This window comes from Novosphingobium sp. ES2-1 (assembly GCF_015169775.1).
Lineage (GTDB): Bacteria > Pseudomonadota > Alphaproteobacteria > Sphingomonadales > Sphingomonadaceae > Novosphingobium > Novosphingobium subterraneum.
On sequence record NZ_CP063446.1, the window covers coordinates 502,474 to 523,547 of the forward strand.

Below are 21,074 nucleotides of genomic sequence, written 5' to 3' on the forward strand. Positions count from 1 at the left end.
CTCCTCAGGCGAGATCGCGGAGCTTCGGCTCGCGCGCGAAGTGGCGCACCGGCCCCACTTCCAGCAGCTTTTCGTTCGGCACCACGCCTTCGTCCGGCTCCACGCCCGCCTTCTCGAGGATGACCTTCGTGCCATTGCAGTGGGCAATGGTCTTGCAGTGGCCATAGGCGTCCATGAACCACTGCACCGCCGCGCCTTGTTTCGCCAGTTTCTCGGCCTCCGCCGGCATCAGCACCGAAGCCACCGCATCGAACAGGACAGAAGGCGAGCCATCAAGCTTGCCATCGGCCTTGAGCGTTCCGCCCTTGACGGACAAGCCGCCAACCTTGGGCGCAACCAGGAACACCGATCCGCCCGCCGCTTCCACGCCCGCCTTCAGCTTGTCGATCGTCGCCTTGTCCGATCCTTCGGCAAAGAGGATGCCGACCTTGCGGCCCTCGAAGGTCATCTTCGCCTGCTTCTGGATCGACAGCGCGTCCGATGGCTTCATCTCCACCGGCTCGCGCGCGGCAGGCGCCTTCTCGGGCAGGTCCATGGCCAGGCCATCAGCCACCCGTGCGGCCAGATCCTCGTCCACGTTGCGCAGGCGCGAAAGCACGCGCATCCGCACATGCTCCATCGCACACTTCGAAAGCTCGAACACCAGCGCCGAGGCCATGTGCGCCTGCTCGTTCTCGGTCTGCGAGTGATAGAACAGCGCCGCCTGGCTGTAGTGATCGGCGAACAGCTCGGCGCGCACGCGCACCTTCTCGGTCGGGTCGTTACGTTCGCCGTTCTCGCGGAACGAGGTGAAGCCGGTGTCGGGGCAAGCGCGCGGGCCGCTGTCCTCGCCCGCCTCGTTGAGCGAGTTGGGTTCGTAATTGGCGCGTCCCGTCGGCACCAGCGTCTGCATCAGGCCATCGCGCTGCATGTTGTGGAACGGGCACTTGGGCGCGTTGACCGGGATCTGGTGGAAGTTGGTCGTGCCCAAGCGCGATTTCTGCGTATCCAGGTACGAAAACAGCCGCCCCTGCAGCAGCGGATCGTTCGAGAAGTCGATGCCGGGGATGACATTGCTCGGCAGGAACGCCGACTGTTCGGTCTCGGCAAAGAAATTGTCGACATTGCGGTTCAGCGTCATGCGTCCGACGATCTGAACAGGCACGTCCTCTTCCGGGATAAGCTTGGTCGCGTCGAGCACGTCATAGGGCTGCGCTGCGGCGAACTCCTCGTCGAACACCTGCACGCCCAGGTCCCATGCCGGGAAGCTGCCCATGGCGATGCTTTCGAACAGGTCGCGGCGGTGGAAATCGGGATCGGCCCCGGCAATCTTCACCGCCTCGTCCCATATCAGCGATTCCATGCCCAGCACCGGCTTCCAGTGGAACTTCACGAACTTGCCCTCGCCCGCGGCGTTGACGAAGCGGAAGGTGTGGACGCCAAAGCCCTGCATCATGCGCAGCGTCCGCGGGATGGTGCGGTCGCTCATCGCCCACATGATCATGTGCATGGTTTCGGGCATCAGGCCCACGAAGTCCCAGAACGTATCGTGGGCACTGGCGGCCTGCGGATAGCCGCGATCGGCCTCCATCTTCACCGAATGGACCAGATCGGGGAACTTCATCGCATCCTGGATGAAGAACACCGGGATGTTGTTGCCAACCAGATCCCAGTTGCCTTCGTCGGTATAGAACTTGACCGCAAAGCCGCGCACGTCACGCGGGGTGTCGATCGATCCGGCACCACCGGCCACGGTCGAAAAACGCACGAACACCGGGCAGGTCGTGCCCTCCTTCTGGAACAGGCCCGCCTTGGTCAGTTCCGGGATCGCCTTGGTCACCTCGAACACGCCATGCGCGGCAGAGCCACGGGCGTGGACGATGCGCTCGGGGATGCGCTCGTGATCGAAGTGGAAGATCTTCTCGCGCAGGATGAAGTCTTCCAGAAGCGTCGGCCCGCGCGCGCCCGCCTTCAGGCTGTTCTGGTTGTCCGACAGGCGGTGGCCGAAGTTGTCGGTAAGATAGGCCGCGCCATCGGCTCCGGCGGCAGCGTCCTGATGCGTTTCACCGGCATTGCCGGTCTGCGTGGCATAGGCGCCCTGCCCGGCCCCCGGCTGATGATCGGCAAGCGCATTGTCGAGCGCGGGCGACATCGAGGACGATTCATTGGTGGTCTTGCCGGTCTTGGCCATGGCGCGTGTCCTTGGGTTGCGCGCACGGGTGCGGGGCGCAGGAACACTGCGCCCGCCCGTCCACGCGGGAAAGGTTGAGAAAGTCGGTTCCCGAGGGGTGGACCGCCGCGCGCCGGGAGGGGGGAAGAGCGCGCGACGGTCCGAGGGGAACGGGATCAATACGTGCGTGTCGTGCCCGAAGCGCCCTGACGGGCCTGCTTCTTCTTCATGGCGCGCGATACCGCCCAGGTGCCGCCGGCGGCTGCCAGCATGCCCAGCGGCCCCATGCGCCGCATGACCGTGGCCGCAGCAACGCCGATCAGCGCGCCAGTGCCTTCGCTCATGCCGGGGGTGCGGTCGGCAATCTTCTTGCCGACCACTGCGGAAATGATCTTGCCTATCATGGATTACCTCTTTGGAACCCTTCCAGAACCGCGCGGGCCGGACTTGGTTCCAAAGGGCACGCTATCTGCCGAACGCTATTTGCCGAACACCGGCTTTCGCTTCTCGACAAAGGCGGTGGTGCCTTCGCGGAAATCCGCACCCTCGAACGCCGAGGCGAACACCTGCAGGCTTTCGGCGTCATCGCCAACCTGCCCGTCGAGCACGTTGCGCACGAAGCCCTTGATTGCCTGCGTGGAGAACGGCGAGGCCGCCAGCAATTGCGCGACCAGCGCGTCCTCGCTCGCGGCCAGTTCCTCGACCAGCCCGACGTCCCTCGCCTCCTCTGCCCCCAGCAGCATGCCGGTAAACAGCATCCGCCGCGCCTGTCCCGGCCCCACGAGATCGACCAGCAGCTTCACGTCATGCAGCGGATAGACCAGGCCCAGCCTGGCCGGCGTGATGCCGAACCGCGCCTCAGGCCCCGCCACGCGGATGTCGCAGGCCAGCGCGATGCCGCAGCCGCCACCCACGCAATCGCCCTCGACCATTGCCACGGTCGGCAGGCGAAAGCGGGTCAATTCGTATTGCGCGCGGTTGATCGCGGTCTGGTTTGCCGCGCGCCATGCCGCATCGTCCTTGTTGGCGAGCAGTTCGGCAATGTCGGCGCCAGCGCAGAACGCGCCACCATTGGCGGATTTCACCACCAGCACCCTGACGTCCGGATCGGCGTCGGCCTCGGCCAGCAATTCGGGCAGACGCTGCCACATCGCGATGTTGAAGGCGTTGCGCTTGTCCGCCCGGTCGATCAGCAGGCGCGCCACCGCGCCATCGCGTTCCAGCCGCAAGGTTGTACCCGCCTCGTCACCCATCGCGCATCCCCGATCGTCGTCCAACCCGAGCCGCTCTGGACGCGCGACCGTCGCTTGGCAATATCGTGACGCCCAATGAAAAGAGGCGGACCTTGCGGCCCGCCTCTTCTGTCCGTCAGGCGATCACGCCGATCAGAAGTCGACGCTCAACCGCACGCCATAGGTGCGCGGCGCGGCGAACTGCCAGTTATAGATGTCGTCCGGCCCGGCCACGGTGAACCCGGCATAGGTCAGCGGACGGGTGTTCTCGATGTTGCGGACAAAGCCCTGCAGGCTGAAGCGCTTGTTTTCCGGCGCATAGGTCAGCGACAGGTCGGTCTGGGTAAAGGCCGTCTGCTTCGAATCGCGGTAGTTGAACACGTCGCCGAAGTACGCGCTCTTGAAGGTGGAGAACACGCTGGCCGTCAGGCTGCCCATGTCGCCCAGCGGGATCACCTTGTCGTAGGCCAGAGTGATCGTCCACTCGGGCGTCATCGGCGGGGTGTTGCCGGCAAGGTTGGGCTGCGTGACAACGCCCGGCGTCGTCTCGAGGTTGCCGACCGTCAGCTCGCCGTTGCCGCCGCTCGGACGGCAACCCGAGCCGCTCACGCAGAACACCGGGATTGCAGTCAGGAGCTGCTGGTACTCGGCGTTGACGTAGTTCGCCGTGGCCGAGAACGTGTCGTTGTCCGAAAGCTTGATCACCGCTTCGGCTTCGACGCCCCAGATCCTCGCCTTGCCGGCGTTGAAGATCTGGCTGCCCTTCGTCGTATCGAGCAGCACGCCGACCTGCAGATCCTTGTAGTCATAGTAGAAGCCGGCAAGGTTGAAGGTGTGCTGCGACGATGCGCCGAAGTTCTTTTTCAGGCCTGCTTCGTACGCCGTGTTGGTTTCCGGCGCATACTGGCCGACTGAATCGAAGCCGCCCGCCTTGAAGCCGGTCGAAACCTTGCCATAGATCAGCGTATCGGCATCGGGCTTGAAGTTCACGCCGGCCAGCCAGGTCAGCTTGTCCGCTTCCGAACCCAGAGTCAGATTGCGCAGGGGCGTGCCGGGGTTGGTCGGCCGGACGTTGCCGGTGTTGAACAGCGGGTTGGACGGATTGGCAATCGCACCGCCATGGTCGCGATAACGGGCGGAGCGCTTGTCATCGGTATAGCGCAGGCCGGCCACGATCGTGAACTGGTCCGAAAGCTTCACGTCGGTCTGGCCGAACACCGCCCAGCTGCGCGATTCCACGTTGCGGAAGAAGTAGTTCACGTATCCGCCATTGGCGCCGAGCAGGAACGGCGGCGGCGGCAAGCGAAAGAGCCCGCGCTCCACGTCGAGCTTCTCGTTGAAGTAGAACGCGCCCGTCTGCCAGACCAGCAGGTCGCTCTCGCCATTGAGGCGCAGCTCGTGGCTGTGGGTCTTGGTGTTGCCGACAAAGGTGTTGAAGCGATAGGCGGGCGAAAGGCCCAGCGCGGAAAGCGCATCGGTCTCGCGGAAGCCGCCGGTGTAGGTCACGGTGGCGGCGCCGAAATCATAGGCGATGCTGCCGCGCACGGCGGTGGACTTCAGGTCGTTGCTGCCAAGGCCGCTCGCCGGTGCATTGTAGGTCGAACGGTCCACGTTGGCGAGATTGTTGGTCAGCGCCGGAATGCACTGCGTACCCGGAACAGCCGGGGCAATCTCGACCCAACCGGGGTTGGCGGCGCAGCCCGCTCCCGGCGAGTTGCCGGCCGCGTTGAAGTTCATGAAGGCCTGGGCAGGAACGACGATGTCCTGCTCCACCCGCTCGACCGCCGCGTTGATCTTCAGGCCCGAGACCGGCTCGAGCCGCAGGCTCAGACGGCCACCCCAGGTGTTGTCATCGCCACTGCGCTTGTCGATGTTCGGATGGTAGTTGTAGCCATCGCGGTCGGAGTAGATGCCCGACGCGCGGATGCCGCCGATGTCGCCCAGCGGCACGGTGACGCCGCCCTCGGCGATCACGTGGTTGAAGTTGCCATAGCTCAGGCTGCCGTTGGCGGCGAATTCGCTGCCGGGCTTGCGCGTGATGAAATTCACCGCGCCGCCGGTGGCGTTGCGGCCATAGAGCGTGCCCTGGGGTCCGCGCAGGACCTCAACGCGATCGAGATCGAAAAGCGCGGCATTCAGCACGGTCGGGCGATTGATGTATTCGCCATCGATGTTGATGGCGATGGCCTGGTCCTGCGCCTCGTCGTTGCTGTTCGAACCGATGCCGCGAACGGTGACGCGCGTCAGCACGGTATCGTTCACAATCTGGACGACCGGCGCCACGCGCTGGAGCGAGACGAGATCGGTAACGCCCGAAGCCTTGAGCGCCTCACCGCTGACCACGTTGATCGCGATCGGCACGTCCTGCACGTTCTGCGACCGGTTCTGCGCGGTCACGATGATGACATTGGGGTCGGCAGCCTCGTCGGCTTCGCTTTGCGCCAGAGCCGCCGAAAACGGCACGATGCAGCCTGCGCCGCACAGCAGCAGGAACTTGAATCCATTCGATTTCATCTGGTTTTTCCTCCCAAAACTTGTTCGCCACCGATTCGGCCGGAATGCGAAGGCTTATTCTGGAATATAGATTCTATTTGTCAAACCCCGGTCTGCATTATGTCTTAGTGTTGCTGCCGCATTCGGCGGAGCCCCCTTGACCTAGGCCCGCGAGAATGCGAACATGCATTCCAATAAAGTAGCGGCCCTTTCTGCCGCCAGGCAAACGCACCGCATGGTGTGGGGCCGCCGATTGGGAGATCGACGTGCCTGCTGCTTATCCGCTTTCATCCTGCATCGAATGGCAGTTCGCCGAAGCCGGTGACCTTGCGACACGTATCCGCGCCGCCAAGGCTGGCGGTTTCGACCTGGTCGAATTCCACCTCTGGCGGGACAAGCCCGTCGAAGCCATCGGCGCGGCCCTTGCCGAAACCGGCGTCACGCTCACCGGCATCTGCGTCGATCCGCGCCGCTCCATCGTCGATCCGGCCGAACGCGCCGAGATGGTGCAGGCCGTGCGCGAGACCATCGAAGCCACTGCCCCCCTCGGCAAACCACCGCTGATCGTCGCATCGGGCTTCAAGGTCGAAGGCATGAGCGAGGAAGACCACTTCGCCAACGCCGTCGCCGCATTGAAGGAAGCCGCCGCGCTTGCGGAAGCAGCAGGCGTCACCCTCCTGCTCGAACCACTCAACACCCGCCTGTTCTCGGCAATGTACCTTGTCAGCACCACGCTCGGGCTGGACCTTGTCGAAGCGGTCGGCAGCCCCAACCTGCGCCTGCTCTACGATGTCTGGCACAGCGCCGTGATGGGCGAGGATATTGCCGACGTTCTGAAAGGCCGCATCCACCTCGTCGCCCACGTGCAGGTGGCCGACATGGACGACCGCAACGAACCCGGCACCGGCACGGTTGACTGGGGCCATGTGATGGGAACGCTCGAAAGCCTTGGCTACAAGGGCAGCATCGGCATGGAGTATTTCCCCACCCTGCCGATGGACCAGTCGCTCGAGCTGACCCGCAAGACGCTGGCGCTCTGAGCAAACTGTAACGCTGCGGTCCGGGAGAGGGATGTGGCAAACGAAAAGTTGAGCTTCGCCGAACGCCTCAGCTACGGCATGGGCGACATGGGCACCAGCCTTGCCTACAACATGGCCAGCGGGTTCCTGCTGTTCTACTACACCAATGTCGTCGGCATGCCGGCGGCAGGGGTGGGTACCATCTTCCTGATCGCGCGCCTGCTCGATGCCATCATCGATCCGGTGGTCGGCATCATGGTCGACAAGACCCGCAGCCGCTGGGGCCGAACGCGCGGCTATTTCCTGTTCACCGCCCTGCCCTATGCGCTGCTCACCGTCGCGCTGTTCCACGTGCCCGACTGGAGCGACAGCGCGCAGCTGGTCTATGCCTTCGTCACGTTCAAGGCCTTGGGCATCCTGATGTCGGTCCAGGCGATCCCCTATACCGCGCTGATGCCGATGATGACGCTGGACCCGAAGCAGCGACTCAAGCTGTCCGGCATGCGCGGCGTCGGCACCTCGATCTCGGTCGTGCTCGGCACCGCTGCCGTCATGCCGCTGGTCGGCGTTTTCGGCGGGGAAGACCAGAACAAGGGCTTCCAGTACGTCGCGATGCTCTTTGCCGCGATCGGCTTTGCCGCAACGCTCGCGCTCTTCGCCAACTGCAAGGAGCGCTTCGAGGACGGCTCCTCGCCCGATTTCGCCATCGGCCCGGCGGTAAAGGAAATGCTGCAAAACAAGGCCTGGCTCGTCGTCTTCGCCTCGTGCCTGCTCTATTTCATCCGCTTCGGCCTGATGATGAGCGCGACCGCCTATTTCGCGATCGACGTGATGCGCCAGCCCTGGCTGATCTCGGTCATGCTGCCTGCCGTCTCGGGGATGCTGCTGCTGTCCTCGTTCGTCGCCCCGCCGATCCTTGCCCGCACCGGCATCAGGAAGGGCAGCGCCTTCGTGCTCGCGCTCGCCGCCGTGATTTTCGCTGTGCTCCCGCTGGCGCAGGAGAACACTGCCGCCTTCCTCAGCCTCTACATCGCCGCCTGCCTTGCCACCTCGATCACCATCACCGCTGCCTTCGCGATGATCGCCGAGACGGTGGATTACCATGAATGGAAGTTCGGCACCCGGCGCGAGGGCCTGCTTTCGGCAGGGATCAGCCTTTCCACCAAGGTCGGCATGGCAGTGGGCACCGCAGGCTTCGCCTTCATGCTCGGCGCGGCAGGCTATGTGCCCGATGCCGTGACTGATGCCGCGCGCGAAGCGATCCGCTGGACCTACTACGGCAGCGCCGTCGTCCTGCTCGGCCTGCAGACCGTGGTCGTCCTGATGTGGCCGATGGACGGCCTGCACGAAACCATCCGCAACGACATCGCCGCGCGCCAGCCCGCAGCGGCGGAATAAGGGAGAACCTCATGAAGAAGATCACAGCCGCCCTGCTTGCGGCCTGCATCGCCGTGCCTGCCGCCGCGCAGGTCATTGTCACCATCGATTACCGCCCGCCCGAAACCGTGCAGCGCGTCGCCATCCCGGTGAACCCGGCCGAGAACCGCCTCAAGGTCCTCATCATTTCGGGCCGCAATTCCTACGAGCATGACTGGACCGGCGTGAACAACATGCTGCGCACCATGATGCAGGATACCAAGCGCTTCGACGTTCGCGTGACCGAGGATTTCGACAACGGCACGCTGGAAACGCTAAAGCAGTACGACGTCGTCCTGCTCAACTATTCCAGCCGCTGGAACTATGCCGATCCGGTGCAGAAGGTGTGGTCGGACAGCGCCTTCAAGGCGCTCTACCAATACGTGCGCGAAGGCGGCGGGCTCGTCGCCTATCACTCCAGCTTCACCTGGGGGCGGGACATACCCGAATACAAGAAGCTGATCGGCGGCGCGATGGAACCCGGCACCAGCCGCCGTGCCCCTCCGGGTGCCTTCCCCGTCCATCTGGTTGACCGCACCCACCCGATCACTGCGGGCATGCGCGAATTCATCTGGACCTACAACGACGACATGTACACCAACATGGGCATGGACCCGGATGCGAAGATCCACGTCCTCGCCACCGCCCACGATTCCGCCGCCGCCTATGACCCGAAGCTGACCGGCCCCAAGTATCCCGCCGCCGCCTATACGCCCGAAAAGCTCAAAGCCATGAAAGGCATCGACGCCGATCACCCTCAGGTCTGGACCGCCGACTACGGCAAGGGCCGCGTCTTCTCGATCACGCTTGGCCACGATGAAGTCTCGCTCCACTTCCAGCCGCTGCAGACCCTGATCCTGCGCGGCACCGAATGGGCCGCCACCGGCAAGGTCACCCTGCCCGTACTGGAAGAAGCGAAGGACTATCCGACCAGGCCCTGACCGCGGCTTGGCAATTCACGCTTCTGGATCGGCGGCGAGCCATGCAGGGATGTCGCTCTGCAGATGAAGCAGGCGGAGGATTTCGATGCGATCCTCCGCCACAAGATAGAAAGCCGCCCAGGGAAATCCCTTTACGCTTCTCGAACGAAGACCCGGCACCGACAACTCGTAAGCCCACCGCGGTGAACCTCCGTTCGGCGCACGGGCGATCGACGCATATGTATCCTGCAATCTGTCGACAAAGCGCAGGGCAACATCCAGCCCGGCTGTCAGGGCATAGTCTTCCGTAGCGCGCCGGGCATCCTTGTCTGCCAGCTCATGGAAAACCAGACGGCGCATCGGCCCGCTTCTGCTCAGCTGCCGACGCTGTCCCGCGCCAGCTTTCGCAATCCGTCGAAGTAGGCCTCATCCACCTCGCCCACAATTGGCGAGGCCGCGCCATCCAGAATCATCCCCCGCAGTCGCTGCACGTCCTGGTCCTTGCGGATCAGCTCGCGGACGTATTCGCTGTTCGTGCCGAACCCCCGGTTTGCAACTTGGGCGTCAACGAAAGACTTCAAGGCGTCTGGCAGCGAAATGTTCATCGAAGACATGCCGCCAGGATAGATTGCATGGCAAAAAATGGCAACCTACCCCTCTCCCAGCCTGCCGCGCTGCCCTACCTTGCAGCAGCCACCCGCGCTTGCGGAACGGGCGCGAACAGGCGCACGATCTCGTCCGCCGCAACGGCCCGTCCATAGAGGAACCCTTGCGCTTCCTTGCAGCCAAGTTCGCGCAGCACCCGTTCCTGCTCGCGCGTTTCCACCCCTTCGGCGATCACTTCCAGGCCAAGCGTGCGCGCCATCTGCAGCACCGCATCGACAATCGCGGCATCCGCATCCGAACGATGGATCGCTTCAACGAAGCAGCGGTCGATCTTGAGCCGATCCAGCGGATAGCGCTGCAGCAGGCTGAGCGAGGCATACCCGGTTCCGAAATCGTCGAAGGCAATGTCCACGCCCAGCGTCTTCAGGCGCTTGAGCATCGTGGCAACTTCGTCGTTGTGCTTGATCACGATGTTCTCGGTGATCTCGATTTCCAGCTGCGTGGGAGCGATGCGATGCTTGCGGCAGGCTTCGCCGATCACGCCATAGAGCCGGGGCGAGCGCAACTGCGCCGCAAACAGGTTCACCGCCATGCGCACTTCGCCAAGCCCGGCGCTGCGCCAGGAACTGGCCACGCGGCAGGCCTCGTCGATCACCCAGTCGCCCACGTCCTCGGCTACAACGCTGTCATCCAGAACCGAAAGGAAGGCATCGGGGTGCAGCAATCCGAACTGCGGGTGCTTCCACCGCAGCAGCGCCTCCACGCCCAGCAGCGCCTTGTCTTCGAGCGAGACCTGCGGCTGGAAGTGCAGCACGAACTGCCCTTGCGGCAAGGCCTCGCGCAGTTCCGCGCCCAGCCTCTGGCGCTGCTCCGAGCGGTTGTGCATCGTCGGCAGGTAATACTTGCGCTGCGCCCCGTGCTCGGCCTTGGCGCTGTAGAGCGCAAGGTCCGCGCGCGACAACAGCTGGTCCACCGTCGATGCATCCTTCGGCGCCAGCGCGATGCCGATGCTGGTGCCGACAAACACGTTCTTGCCGTTGATCTGGAACGGGGTGGCCAGACTTTCGAAGATTGCACGGCACAGCGAATCGATCCGCAGCGGATTGCTGCAATCGGACAGGACGATGGCAAACTCGTCGCCGCCGAACCGCGCCACCATGTCGGCATCGCCCACGCAGCCTTCGATCCGCCGCGCCACATCAGCCAGCAGCAGGTCGCCTACGCTATGGCCCAGCGTGTCGTTGATGTCCTTGAACCCGTCGAGGTCAAGCAGCATCAGCGCGCAGGAGCCGCGCGCGATCGCTTCCTCCAGCCGGGCGTTCAAGGCATTGCGGTTGGGCAAGGATGTCAGCGTGTCGCAATGGGCGAGATGCTCGAGCCGGCGTTTGGCCGCCTGCCGATCGGTGATGTCGCGGATCAGCGCGCCGAACATCGGCTGGCCGTTCTCGTCCCACATCGACAGCGAAAGATCGACCGGGATCTCGTGCCCGTCGGCATGGCGCACCAGCATCTCGATGGCCTTGCCCGCCAACCGCGCCTTGCCGCTTTTTACGGCGCGGGCCAATCCCGCCTCGTGCGCGGCGTGGTAGCGCTCCGGCATGATGATCGTCAGCGGCTTGCCGATCGCCTGCTCCGCGCTGAAGCCGAACAACTGCTCGGCCGCGGAATTCCACGAAAGGATCAGGTTGTCAGGCCCGGCGCAGATGGCGGCAGTAGCGGACCGCGCAAGCATCTGCGCATAGCGTCCCGGCGTGGATCGTCCCGTCGGCAAGGCGTTCTCCGTGGCTGAAAAGAAACCCGAGAGCAAAATCTCAGGCTCTACTTACGACCAGGAACCTAAACTATCGTCGCCACACTAACGTATTGTTACTTAAATCAATCCCAGCTTGCCACCACTCGCAGCATAGGCCTTGAACGCCTCGAGCCGTTCGGGCGAAGATACCGCCGGCCGCATCGCTTCACGGTCCCCCAGCCCCATCACGCCGCTCGTCGCCGGGCCCACCTGGGCCCATCCTGCGCCCGGCGCGCCGCTGCGCATGAAGGCCAGCAGGCGGTCCTGCCACTGCCGCACAATGCGCCTGTCAGCCGCCGTCCACGTCCGATCGCCGATCCCGATGTTGCCGAACACATAGGGCAATTGCGAGGAGTGGAAGGCTCCCCACGATTGCCCGCCCCGCACCGCCGGATAGGCGTGGTCATAGACATAGGCGAAAACCGGTTGCCGCGCACTGCGCGTGCGCTCCTTCGCCCACAGCAGCAGCCCTGCCATGTAGCGATCGCGCGCGATCAGCGTGTTCGATGCAATCGCTTCCGCCTCGGTCGCATGCGGATAGAGCGCCAGCAGACGGTCCGCGAACGCGCCATAGCGTGCCCGCACCGCCGCCTCGAACTGCGCCGGCGTCCGCACCGAAGGATCGATCATCTCGGCACTGTTGTACCCGGTGATCAAGGGCACCGGGCTAACCACCGGGCCGCTCGCCCGGACCGGATCGAACGGCACCACCTTGCCATCGACATTGGGCACGAACCGCAGCGGCGGTGGACCGCTGCTGGCGCCCGGCACATAGCGCGTCGCCTCGATCAGCGCCTCGCCAGAAACCTCGCGCATTTCCGCGATGCTCGCCTTGCCCAGCTTGGCCGCAAGCTCTGCCCCGATCTGCTCGTTCTTCGCCAGCGGCGGCACATCCACTGCCATGCTGGCGCCGCTGAAGGCGATCGCCTTGTCGAACAGGCCCTTGGCCATCGGTGATACCATCAGGTCCGCCACCGAAGCCGCGCCCGCGCTCTCGCCCGAAACGGTCACGTTGGCCGCGTCGCCGCCGAATGCCGCAGCATTGGCGCGCACCCATTTCAGCGCGGCGATCTGATCCAGCAGTCCGTAATTGCCCGAAGACCCCAGCGGCGATTCCGCCGTGAGCGCCGGATGCGCCATGAAGCCCAGTACGCCGACGCGATAGTTGATCGTGACGACGACCGCGCCCCGCGCGGCAAGCTTCGCCCCGTCATAGATCGGCAGGCTGCCCGCCCCGCCGCCATAACCGCCGCCGTGGATGAACACCAGCACCGGCAATTTCTTTACCGCATGCTGCGGACGCCAGATATTGAGCGTCAGGCAGTCCTCGCTCATCGGCGGCGCGGCAAGGAACTCGGCCGTATAGGGGCCCCACGGCGCCGGTACGCCCTGCTGGCACACCGGCCCGAACGCAGATGCCTCGCGCACGCCTTGCCACGGAGCCGCCCCCTGCGGCTCGCGCCAGCGCAGCGGCCCCACCGGCGGCGCGGCATAGGGGATGCCGAGGAAAGCCTCGGCGCCCCCCTTCACCGTCCCGCGGACCGCGCCGCCGCTGGTCGCCACCACGGTCTGCGCAAAGGAGACGTTCGCCGCGAAAGCAAGGGCGAGCGCCCCGACAGAGCCCGCGATCCGCATCATGCAGGTCAGTACTCGAAGGTTTCGCTGAAGGTGCGATACGGTTCGGGCGGACGCGCCTCGAGCTTCTGCGAGGTATCGGTGCGGTAGGTGTTGGAAAGCACCGTGGCGGGCCCATCGACCTTGGGCATGAACACCGGCTTGCCGTCCTCACCCACATACATCAGGTCAACGTTGAAGGCATCGTCCTGCGCGACAGCAGCAAAGGGAATCCAGCCCATGCCATAGGGCGCGCGGGCCACCTCGAAGCAGTGGAAGTGCCAGATTTTCCACTGGCCGTCCTGCTTGATGAAGTCGACCCCGTACTTGAGGTAGACGTTGTGCATCCACACCTTCTTGCCCTGCACGAGATCCTTCTCGAACATCCAGGCAGGCATGTTCTTGGCCTTGTCGACATCGACCAGGCCCGATTCCAGCCCGTTGACGATCCACAGGCCCTTGGCGGTCTGGCCATCGCCAGCCACTTCGATCACCGGCGTCGTCACATAGTGGAACACCAGCTTGCTGACCGGCGCGGGACGGCCCTGGTGGTAGGACATGATCTTGTCCCAATCGGTGTAGACGCCAAGGTTGCTGTACTGCGAGCGTACGCCCGGCGTGCCCTTCTTCGCCCACAGCGGGATGATGTCGGTATCGCGGAAGGCATTGTGCAGGTACATGTAGCGCGAGAACAGGTTTTCCACCGCCGCCCGGTCGCGCGCACCTTCGACCTGCGCCTTCAGCACCTGCATCTCGGCCTTGATCGCGGCCAGATCGTCCTTTGCAGCGGCCGGACCTGCCATTACCGGACCTGCCAGCGCGGCACTTGCCAGAAGGCCGATCATGGCCCGGCGCAACGTCTTTGCGTTCATCTCCATCTCCCTTTGCAGTCTTTTCGGGCAGCACCGCATCATGCGCGGCATCGCGGATTCAGAATAAGTATGGTGATTCTAAAACGATGGTCAAGCAGGACTTGACGGACGCCGCATATTGTTAGAATATCCATTCCAATAAGGGGCGGCAGACCCCAGGAGAGAGCGAAAGGCCTGCGCTATCTTGCACGCCCCTTCCCGCCCTGTCCGCAACGCTAACTCGGCATTTCGATCGAGCCTGTGCCGGCTATCCGCAACAACCCCGCCAAGAGGTGACGTGTGTCCAAGATCAAGAGGGGCGTGAGCCTCTATTCCTACCAGAACGAGACCTTCCAGGGTAAGATGACCCTCGAGGACTGCATCCGCACCAGCGCCGAACTCGGCGCCAAGGGCATCGAGGTCATCGGCGAACAGTCGTTCTGGGGCTGGCCCGAATATGGCGTGGCCGATGCCGAGATCGAAAACTGGCACCGCATTATCGCGCAGTATGATTGCACCGCCGTCTGTCATGACTTCATGCTGGACTACAAGCGCTACAAGGGCCGCCTGATGCCTCTGGAAGAGCAGGTCGCCAGCGTGAAGAAGGACATCGACTTCGGCGCCCGTCTTGGCGCGAAGTACATCCGCGCCCTCGTCTCGATCGCGCCCGAAGTGCTGGTTGCCGCCGCGCCTTATGCCGAGGAAAAGGGCATCAAGATCCTCATCGAGGTCCACGCCCCGCTGCACTTCGATCACCCGTGGATCATCCGCCACGCCGAAGCCTTCGAGAAGTCCGGTTCGGATGCGCTCGGCTTCCTGCCCGACATGGGCATGTTCCTCCACGCCTTCCCGCCGGTGTGGACCGAGAAGTTCCTGCGCATGGGCGTGCCGCAGAACATCGCCGACTACATCGTCAAGTCCTACGAGGACCGCGTGCTGTCGGAATACGTGATCCTCGGCGTGCAGGAGATGGGCGGCACCGGCCCTGCCATCGCCATGGCCGAAACCATGCGCCACAACGCCGCCTATGAGCCCAAGCGCATGCTCGACTACATGCCGCGCATCCACAACATCCACGGCAAGTTCTACCAGATGAACGAAGACTACGTGGAACCCTCGATCCCCTACGACAAGATCGTCGAAGTGCTGAAGCAGGGCGGCTACGACGGCTACATCTGCTCGGAATACGAAGGCAACCGCTGGATCGAGGACGCGCAGGAGCCGGATTCGGTCGAACAGGTCCGCCGCCAGCAGGTCATGCTCGCCCGCCTTCTCGGCGAAGCGCAGGACCCTGCGATCAAGACCTCGCCCACGGCTTGCGCCGATGCGGAAGCCATGGCCGAAGCTGCAGAATAAGGAGACTCTTCCCATGATGGACAACAAGATGATCGTCGAGGGCAGCCTCCGCAGCGAGGACGGCGGCTTTTCCTTCCTCGGGCGCCTGCCCTATTACCGCGGCCTCGGCCTCTCGATGATCGAGGACATCCAGGTCACCGTCGACGGCGCAGTGCAGCCGCGTGAAACCGTGCGCTTCTCCGCGCACGGCAACACCTACTCGCTCGACGAGATGGAAACCGTCTACGACGATCGCTGGAACTTCGGCGAAAAGGCCCGGATCATCGTGCTCAACGGCGGACTTGCCGCAGGCGATCACCAGATCACCTTCGCCGTGCGCTACCGCGTCTCCTACCTGCCCTTCGTGCCCACCACGAAGGATACCAAGGACCTCGCGCTCGCCGCGTGACAAAAACCCGGCGTCCCCGCGCCTGAATGGATTTTGGAGCGGGGACCTCGGCGTTGCTACGGAACGCCTGCAAAAAAGGGGGACGGTGCGATCGCTCGCGCCGTCCCCTTGAAGTTCAGGAACTCTGACTGGCAGAGCCCTTCGGGTCGCAAGGGCTGATTAGCTCGCTTCGTCGCAGAAGAATGTGCGACAATTCACACGTCTACGAGATTTCTCTCACGTCCCCGAAAGGCCGGTTCAGCCGGACGATGACAAGATTGAGGCAGGCGGCAAAGCTCACCCACGCAAGATAGGGCACGATCAGCCAGCTCGCCAGCACCGAGAACGGCCGCAGCATGACGCACAGCGCCAGTACCGAAAGCCACAGCGGCACCACCTCGATCAGCGCCCAGTCGGGCCGCTTGCGCGCAAAGAAAAGCGGCGACCACAGGAAGTGGCACACGAAGTTCACGGCGAACAGCGCGATGACCGTCATCCGCCCGGCCTCGTCACTGGCACCATCCCAGCTCAGCACCGCGGCCCAGGCGGCAAGCCCCAGAATCACCGTCCACGCCGGGCCGAACAGCCAATCGGGCGGCTGCCAGGAAGGCTTCTTCAGATTGCGATACCACGGCCCGATCTCGGTCAGGACCCCGCCCGCCCCGCCAAGGATCAGGGCCCACAGGACGGCAGCGATGACATGAGGTTGCATGGAGCGAAGGTCTGGCCGCAATCGACGCCGCACGCAACCTGCATCTGCGGGCGGCCCTGAGCCGCCTTCGAAGATCTCTGATCCTCCCCGTCCTCGCGAAGGCCAAAGAAGGTGCCAATCCGAAGGACTGACGGAGGGGTGGCAACCAGTCCTTTCCGCGCCCTCCTTTGCACCAGCGATGAAAAGGGAGGATCGGCGGCTATGGCGAACTCCTACTTGAAAAGCCGCCGTTCCGGAAACGACGCCATTGCGGACCTTCAGCGGTGATGGCAATTCCTTCAGATGCCGCAAATCTTATCTGCATTGATCCTGCTTGTCGCTTCAACTCCGATGGCAAGTGCGACTGCAGCTTGCCCCGGGTTTGAAAGTGGTCGCCCGAGCCAAAGCGAAGCCGACCGCTTCTATGTCCAGCGTGCACTTGATCTGGTGAGAGCTGCGGATCGGAACGAGACCGACCACCTTCGAGCGGTAATCGCCGACGATGCTCGTTTTGAAATCCGACGAGGTGATCATATTACCGTAAGAAGCTTTGGTCCGCCCGGTGCTGTCAAAATGGTAAAAGACGTGAAGCCGATCCGATTTGAAGCGCAATCCCTATGGACCGGGCCGATAGCCTTCGTTCCCTCCGGCTGCTCTTGGGAAGTCGAATTGCTATTCCGAACCAATCAGCCCCTCGAGGGCATTAGGATGAAATTCAGCTTTCGCGACGGACGGCTCACTTCAGCGGTTGGTGACGCCGTAACGCTGATCGAAGGCGAAGTCCACTAACCACCCCATTGCCGCCGTTCGAGCAACAAGGCAGGCGTACCGACAGCTGCCGCTTGTCCCGGCTTGAGTCGAAGGGCGGCTTTCCGACCATTGGGCCCAAAAGCGCTTAGTCACGACACGACGCCATTGCTGCCGTTCGGCCAAGCTTTTTCGTCATTGCTTGGTCGCGCTCGAAGCGGCTATCGAGCGCTATGAGCAGGCCATCCATTGAGAATTTGTGGTCGAGTCTTTGGACAGCCCGCTTTGGCTTCGAGGACGTTCGACTGCGTTTCGAACTTGGTGGCGAGGAGTTTGATAACACAACCGAGTCAGTTCCACGTTTTCTTCAGGCGCACCGACGGGCATCAACCGTCGCTGACGCGATGTTTCGTGAAAGCTGCATAGGCATCGTGGCGTGGAACGGCCGCCTGCCAAATCAAGCTGGTCTTGCGGATGAAGTAGCCGACGGGTTCATGGCTCTTCATTACACCGGATTTCATGCGCCTCTGATAAGCGAATGGCAGGCAGTACTTTACACCGATCCTGGAGAAGAGGCAGATGTCTGGGACATCCGCAGCTACGATATGGGTCTAGACAAGATGGCCCGCGACACCCTTCTTTGGCATGCCGTCGCGTCAGAAATGCCTATCTACCCGAGAGCTCCTGTCGTTACTTTCCTGATCGACCCAAACGCATCCGTGATGATGCACATCTACGATGATCGAGGAATGGACGTGAGTGCATTTGATGCCGCCAAGCTTAAAGGGCTTTACGCAGGTTTTGCTGACTGGCTCCTCGACTACGATCTTGAGCGCATGGCAAAGCTGTTCTAACTACTTCCGTTCGTAGCGCCTCGCGACTGAAAGCCGACCATCCGGAATACACCCCATTCAAGCCATTCAGCCCGAACTACGCCGCGTCCGAAACCGGACCTCCCCCCAACGCCGCTCGCGCCCCAGCAGGAACACCGCGTAGCCCCGGAACATCGGGTGGGTCTCAAGTCCCGGTGGGGCTTGCCATTCGCCGCCTTCGACCAGCGCCACCCGGAAGGGAATTGGGAAATTTGCCAGTTTCGCGAAGTAGGCTTCGTAGCCGGGGATCGTGGAGCGGGCCTGGTAGGTCTGGATCACCACTTCGTCGACCGTGCCGGCAAGTTGGGCAAGCGCGCGGGGATCGCCATTGGCGCTCCAGTCCATCAGGCCGGTGATCGAGAGACGGACGTCCCTGGGCAGGCGGGCGTGCAGGTCTTTGAGGAACGCGGCGTAGCCTGACAGGCCCTTGGTGGCGGCATCGAAATCGACCTGCAGGCCCGCCACCTCGTTACCCGCCGCACGCCACTGCGCAAGGTCGGCGAGGATCGCGGCTCGGGTGGCGTCGGTCCAGTCGAGCCGCTCGGCTCGCACGACCAGCCACAGCGTCCGCCCGGGCAAGCGCGGGATGCCCATGCGCAGCCGATGCAGCCGCGCTGCGCCATCGCGCCGCACTTCGCCATCGAGCAGGTACACGGTGCGCGCCTTTATCTCAGGCGCAGGGTGGACGCCGGGCCAGACGAACACTGCCTCAGCCGTCTCGGCGCGCACGCGCGGCGCGTCTGGCTGGCGCTCGCATCCGGCGAGGAGCAGCGCAGCGGCAAAGGCAATCGCGCGCCAGTTCACCAGTAGAAGCGCAGCGTTCTGGCCCACTGGCTTTGCGGGTAGCGCTTCTTCAGCTCGTCGTACCAGCCCTTGCGGACCGCCAGCGGCACCTGCGCCGCCTCAAGTTCCGCCGTGGTCCGCGCAGGCCCCGCGCAGCCATTGTAGCCCGAAGGCGCATAGCAGCGCACCGCGCGGTAGAGCGCATAGGCGCGCAGGTCTGCCGGGGCCGCCTTGTCGGCGATGATCGCGGCATAGATCGCATCGCGATAGCTGGCCTTGCCGGGGAAAAGGTCTGGCGCGCTTCCGAGAACGTTGGCGCCATCGCCCGGCGCGTGCAGGGCGAAGCCATCAAAGCCGTTCAGGCGCCAGAAATCGCCGAGGCACAGGCGCGCGCGTTGGTCAGCCGGATTGCGGGCGAGCGTGGCGGCGGTCTGCGCAATCGCCGGACAGGCAAAGCCGTCCGACCACTGGCCCTTGGTAAACAGGCCCACCGGCACGCTCTGCTGGCTGGCAAAGCCCCACAGCCCGCCATCGGTGTTGGCATCGGCAGGCACCAGCGCCACATCGCGCGTGAAATCGGCGAACGCGCCGCGCGTCAGGTCCTTGTGCAGCAGGGCGAAGCGGGCAACGTCACGCTCATGGCTCGAACGCGAGGCGTCGGCCGCGCTGGCGCGCAGGATCGCCGGGCTAGCAACGGTCTGCAACAGCACCTCGCGGATCGATTGCTCCTGCACCGGCGATCCCGGCGCGAAGACCTGATCCACGCGCCCGTCGCGCTGCCAGCGCAGGGCAAGGCCGAGTTCGGCCAAGGGGCGCTGGTGGAACGGGCTCGCCGCGCCGATCAGCTCGCGCCAGAACCCCGCCTCATTGGGATCGCGCAAGGCAGAGAGCGCCTGCCCGCGCACCATCTGGCGGCTGAAGGCCAGCGGCGTCATCCCCTTCGCCCGCGCCGCATCCGGCAGGATCGAGAGGATCGGCTTCGCATTCTCGCCAGCATAAGTGATCCGGGTGGCTTCGAGCAGGCCGTAGAGATCGGGATAGGCCAAGAGCTGCGCTTTATGCGCCGCAAGCTCTGCGGCAGACAGCCCCACCGCTGGCCCGTCGTAGACCGGCCGCATCTTCTTCATGTCGGCCAGCGCCAGCAGCAGCGGCGCCTTGCCCTGCTTTGCCACGACGGCTGCCGCATCCTCGCGATCAAGCAGCTTGCGGTCGATTTCCTCAACGAGATAGGCCGCCTCGACACTTGATGCGGGCGTCGCCCTGAGCAGCGCCTCGTAGGTGCCGACCAGCGCCTCGGTATCGCCGCCCAGCCACGCCACGCGCCGCTTCAGGCCATGCGCAGAGTCGGCATAGCGGCCCTTGGGATAGGCGGCGAGATAGGCATCGATCGCACGTGCCGCCGATGTCAGCGCCGCGCGATCGACCTTTTCCGGTCCGGCAAAATCGCCCCACTCGTCCAGCGACGTCGCCGCCGCGCGGCGAAGCCCCGTGCGGATCGGCATGTAGCGCGCAGTCTCGGCAATCCACGGATTGCCGACCTTGGCCAGCGTGGCAAACCCCGCTTCTGCTGCCGCATAGTCCGCCTTGTGGAAGGCATCGGCGGCTTTCAGGTAGGAGAGGAAAGCGCGGCCCTGCTGGCTGGAAATTGCCGCGTCATTCCACTCGCCGTCATGGCACCCTGCCGTCGCCCGCAGCGCTGTCAGCGTGGCCCGCTCTCCCGCCGGCACGCCCTTGTCCGCCGCCAGCGCCGCAAGGAAATCGGCACTACCCGCCTCAGCCTCAGAGCACCTCTTCTCGTCATAATCCGGCTCGGGGGCCTCCGGCTCAGGCCACAGCGAAGCGCGCAAGCCTTCCCACGACACGAACACCTTGCCGAACTGCGGATCGTTGGGATCAATCTTCGCCTCGGCAGGCAGTGCCACCCCCGGCTGCACGCTCTGCATCAGCATGACCATGTTGATGCGCGTATCGTTGCCGGGGCTGATCAGCGCGCGGCCTGCGCAGTCATAGTCCAGCGCACCCAGCTGCCAGCCGGGATAGCACGAGGTATCGGCACAGGCCCACAGTGCGGTGCCCACGCCAAGGCTGCCCAGCGCCACGGCGCCTGCGGTAGTGAGGACGGGATGCTTGGCGAACAGACGCTTTATCATGCGCGGCAAGGTGGCC

At 64.1% G+C, this 21,074-nt stretch carries 19 protein-coding genes; 7 read left to right on the top strand and 12 right to left on the bottom strand.

The window, feature by feature from the left end; genetic code table 11:
- Positions 1 to 4: 4 nt before the first annotated feature.
- The 4 genes from IM701_RS17570 to IM701_RS17585 form a co-directional block, all read right to left on the bottom strand.
- Complete coding sequence (locus IM701_RS17570; protein ID WP_193828592.1) at positions 5 to 2,170, bottom strand: catalase; 2,166 nt, start codon at positions 2,168 to 2,170, stop codon at positions 5 to 7.
- Positions 2,171 to 2,325: 155 nt separating this feature from the next.
- Positions 2,326 to 2,553: a hypothetical protein gene (locus tag IM701_RS17575; RefSeq protein WP_039335700.1), complete on the bottom strand. Its 228-nt coding sequence runs from the start codon at positions 2,551 to 2,553 to the stop codon at positions 2,326 to 2,328.
- A 75-nt stretch (positions 2,554 to 2,628) separates the two neighbouring features.
- Positions 2,629 to 3,402 carry an enoyl-CoA hydratase/isomerase family protein gene (locus tag IM701_RS17580; RefSeq protein ID WP_039335702.1) on the bottom strand — a complete coding sequence of 258 codons (774 nt, stop codon included), beginning with the start codon at positions 3,400 to 3,402 and terminating at the stop codon, positions 2,629 to 2,631.
- A 132-nt stretch (positions 3,403 to 3,534) separates the two neighbouring features.
- Positions 3,535 to 5,895, bottom strand: coding sequence for a TonB-dependent receptor (locus IM701_RS17585; protein WP_193828593.1), 2,361 nt, complete (start codon positions 5,893 to 5,895; stop codon positions 3,535 to 3,537).
- 245 nt (positions 5,896 to 6,140) lie between these two features.
- On the opposite strand from IM701_RS17585, the gene IM701_RS17590 reads away from it, so the two are divergent.
- The 3 genes from IM701_RS17590 to IM701_RS17600 are packed head-to-tail and all read left to right on the top strand — an operon-like array spanning position 6,141 to position 9,250.
- Positions 6,141 to 6,914 (top strand): TIM barrel protein, encoded by a 774-nt coding sequence (locus IM701_RS17590; protein ID WP_193828594.1) that lies wholly within the window; start codon positions 6,141 to 6,143, stop codon positions 6,912 to 6,914.
- Between the two features lie 33 nt (positions 6,915 to 6,947).
- Positions 6,948 to 8,291, top strand: a complete 1,344-nt coding sequence (locus IM701_RS17595) for an MFS transporter (RefSeq protein ID WP_193828595.1) — start codon at positions 6,948 to 6,950, stop codon at positions 8,289 to 8,291.
- Positions 8,292 to 8,302: 11 nt separating this feature from the next.
- Positions 8,303 to 9,250 carry a ThuA domain-containing protein gene (locus IM701_RS17600; protein ID WP_062343741.1) on the top strand — a complete coding sequence of 316 codons (948 nt, stop codon included), beginning with the start codon at positions 8,303 to 8,305 and terminating at the stop codon, positions 9,248 to 9,250.
- A gap of 15 nt (positions 9,251 to 9,265) precedes the next feature.
- Here the strand turns inward: IM701_RS17600 and IM701_RS17605 are convergent, their stop codons facing one another.
- The 5 genes from IM701_RS17605 to IM701_RS17625 all read right to left on the bottom strand — a co-directional run bounded on the left by IM701_RS17605 (position 9,266) and on the right by IM701_RS17625 (position 14,113).
- Positions 9,266 to 9,589, bottom strand: coding sequence for a type II toxin-antitoxin system RelE/ParE family toxin (locus tag IM701_RS17605; protein WP_193828596.1), 324 nt, complete (start codon positions 9,587 to 9,589; stop codon positions 9,266 to 9,268).
- Positions 9,590 to 9,603: 14 nt separating this feature from the next.
- The gene (locus IM701_RS17610; RefSeq protein ID WP_193828597.1) at positions 9,604 to 9,843 is read right to left on the bottom strand and encodes a type II toxin-antitoxin system ParD family antitoxin; all 240 of its coding nucleotides are present in this window, start codon (positions 9,841 to 9,843) and stop codon (positions 9,604 to 9,606) included.
- 65 nt (positions 9,844 to 9,908) lie between these two features.
- Positions 9,909 to 11,606 (bottom strand): bifunctional diguanylate cyclase/phosphodiesterase, encoded by a 1,698-nt coding sequence (locus IM701_RS17615; protein ID WP_193828598.1) that lies wholly within the window; start codon positions 11,604 to 11,606, stop codon positions 9,909 to 9,911.
- Positions 11,607 to 11,705: 99 nt separating this feature from the next.
- Complete coding sequence (locus IM701_RS17620; RefSeq protein ID WP_193828599.1) at positions 11,706 to 13,265, bottom strand: carboxylesterase/lipase family protein; 1,560 nt, start codon at positions 13,263 to 13,265, stop codon at positions 11,706 to 11,708.
- 5 nt (positions 13,266 to 13,270) lie between these two features.
- Positions 13,271 to 14,113 carry a nuclear transport factor 2 family protein gene (locus IM701_RS17625; RefSeq protein WP_082013408.1) on the bottom strand — a complete coding sequence of 281 codons (843 nt, stop codon included), beginning with the start codon at positions 14,111 to 14,113 and terminating at the stop codon, positions 13,271 to 13,273.
- Positions 14,114 to 14,455: 342 nt separating this feature from the next.
- On the opposite strand from IM701_RS17625, the gene IM701_RS17630 reads away from it, so the two are divergent.
- Positions 14,456 to 15,448, top strand: a complete 993-nt coding sequence (locus tag IM701_RS17630) for a sugar phosphate isomerase/epimerase (RefSeq protein WP_193828871.1) — start codon at positions 14,456 to 14,458, stop codon at positions 15,446 to 15,448.
- A 13-nt stretch (positions 15,449 to 15,461) separates the two neighbouring features.
- Positions 15,462 to 15,836, top strand: a complete 375-nt coding sequence (locus tag IM701_RS17635) for a DUF6379 domain-containing protein (protein ID WP_193828600.1) — start codon at positions 15,462 to 15,464, stop codon at positions 15,834 to 15,836.
- Between the two features lie 202 nt (positions 15,837 to 16,038).
- On the opposite strand, the gene IM701_RS17640 is transcribed toward IM701_RS17635, so the two are convergent.
- Positions 16,039 to 16,527, bottom strand: a complete 489-nt coding sequence (locus IM701_RS17640) for a TspO/MBR family protein (protein WP_193828601.1) — start codon at positions 16,525 to 16,527, stop codon at positions 16,039 to 16,041.
- Positions 16,528 to 16,809: 282 nt separating this feature from the next.
- Here IM701_RS17640 and IM701_RS17645 point away from each other — a divergent pair, with 282 nt between their 5' ends.
- Both IM701_RS17645 and IM701_RS17650 read left to right on the top strand, forming a co-directional pair.
- Complete coding sequence (locus IM701_RS17645; RefSeq protein WP_193828602.1) at positions 16,810 to 17,295, top strand: hypothetical protein; 486 nt, start codon at positions 16,810 to 16,812, stop codon at positions 17,293 to 17,295.
- A 191-nt stretch (positions 17,296 to 17,486) separates the two neighbouring features.
- Complete coding sequence (locus IM701_RS17650) at positions 17,487 to 18,107, top strand: DUF3885 domain-containing protein (RefSeq protein ID WP_193828603.1); 621 nt, start codon at positions 17,487 to 17,489, stop codon at positions 18,105 to 18,107.
- Positions 18,108 to 18,173: 66 nt separating this feature from the next.
- Here the strand turns inward: IM701_RS17650 and IM701_RS17655 are convergent, their stop codons facing one another.
- Both IM701_RS17655 and IM701_RS17660 read right to left on the bottom strand, forming a co-directional pair.
- Positions 18,174 to 18,956, bottom strand: coding sequence for a DUF3142 domain-containing protein (locus IM701_RS17655; protein ID WP_193828604.1), 783 nt, complete (start codon positions 18,954 to 18,956; stop codon positions 18,174 to 18,176).
- Complete coding sequence (locus tag IM701_RS17660; protein WP_193828605.1) at positions 18,926 to 21,058, bottom strand: hypothetical protein; 2,133 nt, start codon at positions 21,056 to 21,058, stop codon at positions 18,926 to 18,928. The genes IM701_RS17655 and IM701_RS17660 overlap by 31 nt, the downstream gene beginning before the upstream one ends.
- Positions 21,059 to 21,074: the final 16 nt, after the last annotated feature.

Coding starts and splice junctions, on each gene's coding strand:
- IM701_RS17600 (WP_062343741.1), top strand. CDS start 8,303: ATGAAGAAGATCACAGCCGCCCTGCTTGCGGCCTGCATCGCCGTGCCT.
- IM701_RS17630 (WP_193828871.1), top strand. CDS start 14,456: ATGACCCTCGAGGACTGCATCCGCACCAGCGCCGAACTCGGCGCCAAG.
- IM701_RS17635 (WP_193828600.1), top strand. CDS start 15,462: ATGATGGACAACAAGATGATCGTCGAGGGCAGCCTCCGCAGCGAGGAC.
- IM701_RS17610 (WP_193828597.1), bottom strand. CDS start 9,843: ATGTCTTCGATGAACATTTCGCTGCCAGACGCCTTGAAGTCTTTCGTT.
- IM701_RS17660 (WP_193828605.1), bottom strand. CDS start 21,058: ATGATAAAGCGTCTGTTCGCCAAGCATCCCGTCCTCACTACCGCAGGC.
- IM701_RS17605 (WP_193828596.1), bottom strand. CDS start 9,589: ATGCGCCGTCTGGTTTTCCATGAGCTGGCAGACAAGGATGCCCGGCGC.
- IM701_RS17625 (WP_082013408.1), bottom strand. CDS start 14,113: ATGAACGCAAAGACGTTGCGCCGGGCCATGATCGGCCTTCTGGCAAGT.
- IM701_RS17620 (WP_193828599.1), bottom strand. CDS start 13,265: ATGATGCGGATCGCGGGCTCTGTCGGGGCGCTCGCCCTTGCTTTCGCG.
- IM701_RS17650 (WP_193828603.1), top strand. CDS start 17,487: ATGAGCAGGCCATCCATTGAGAATTTGTGGTCGAGTCTTTGGACAGCC.
- IM701_RS17575 (WP_039335700.1), bottom strand. CDS start 2,553: ATGATAGGCAAGATCATTTCCGCAGTGGTCGGCAAGAAGATTGCCGAC.
- IM701_RS17645 (WP_193828602.1), top strand. CDS start 16,810: ATGCCGCAAATCTTATCTGCATTGATCCTGCTTGTCGCTTCAACTCCG.
- IM701_RS17640 (WP_193828601.1), bottom strand. CDS start 16,527: ATGCAACCTCATGTCATCGCTGCCGTCCTGTGGGCCCTGATCCTTGGC.
- IM701_RS17570 (WP_193828592.1), bottom strand. CDS start 2,170: ATGGCCAAGACCGGCAAGACCACCAATGAATCGTCCTCGATGTCGCCC.
- IM701_RS17585 (WP_193828593.1), bottom strand. CDS start 5,895: ATGAAATCGAATGGATTCAAGTTCCTGCTGCTGTGCGGCGCAGGCTGC.
- IM701_RS17580 (WP_039335702.1), bottom strand. CDS start 3,402: ATGGGTGACGAGGCGGGTACAACCTTGCGGCTGGAACGCGATGGCGCG.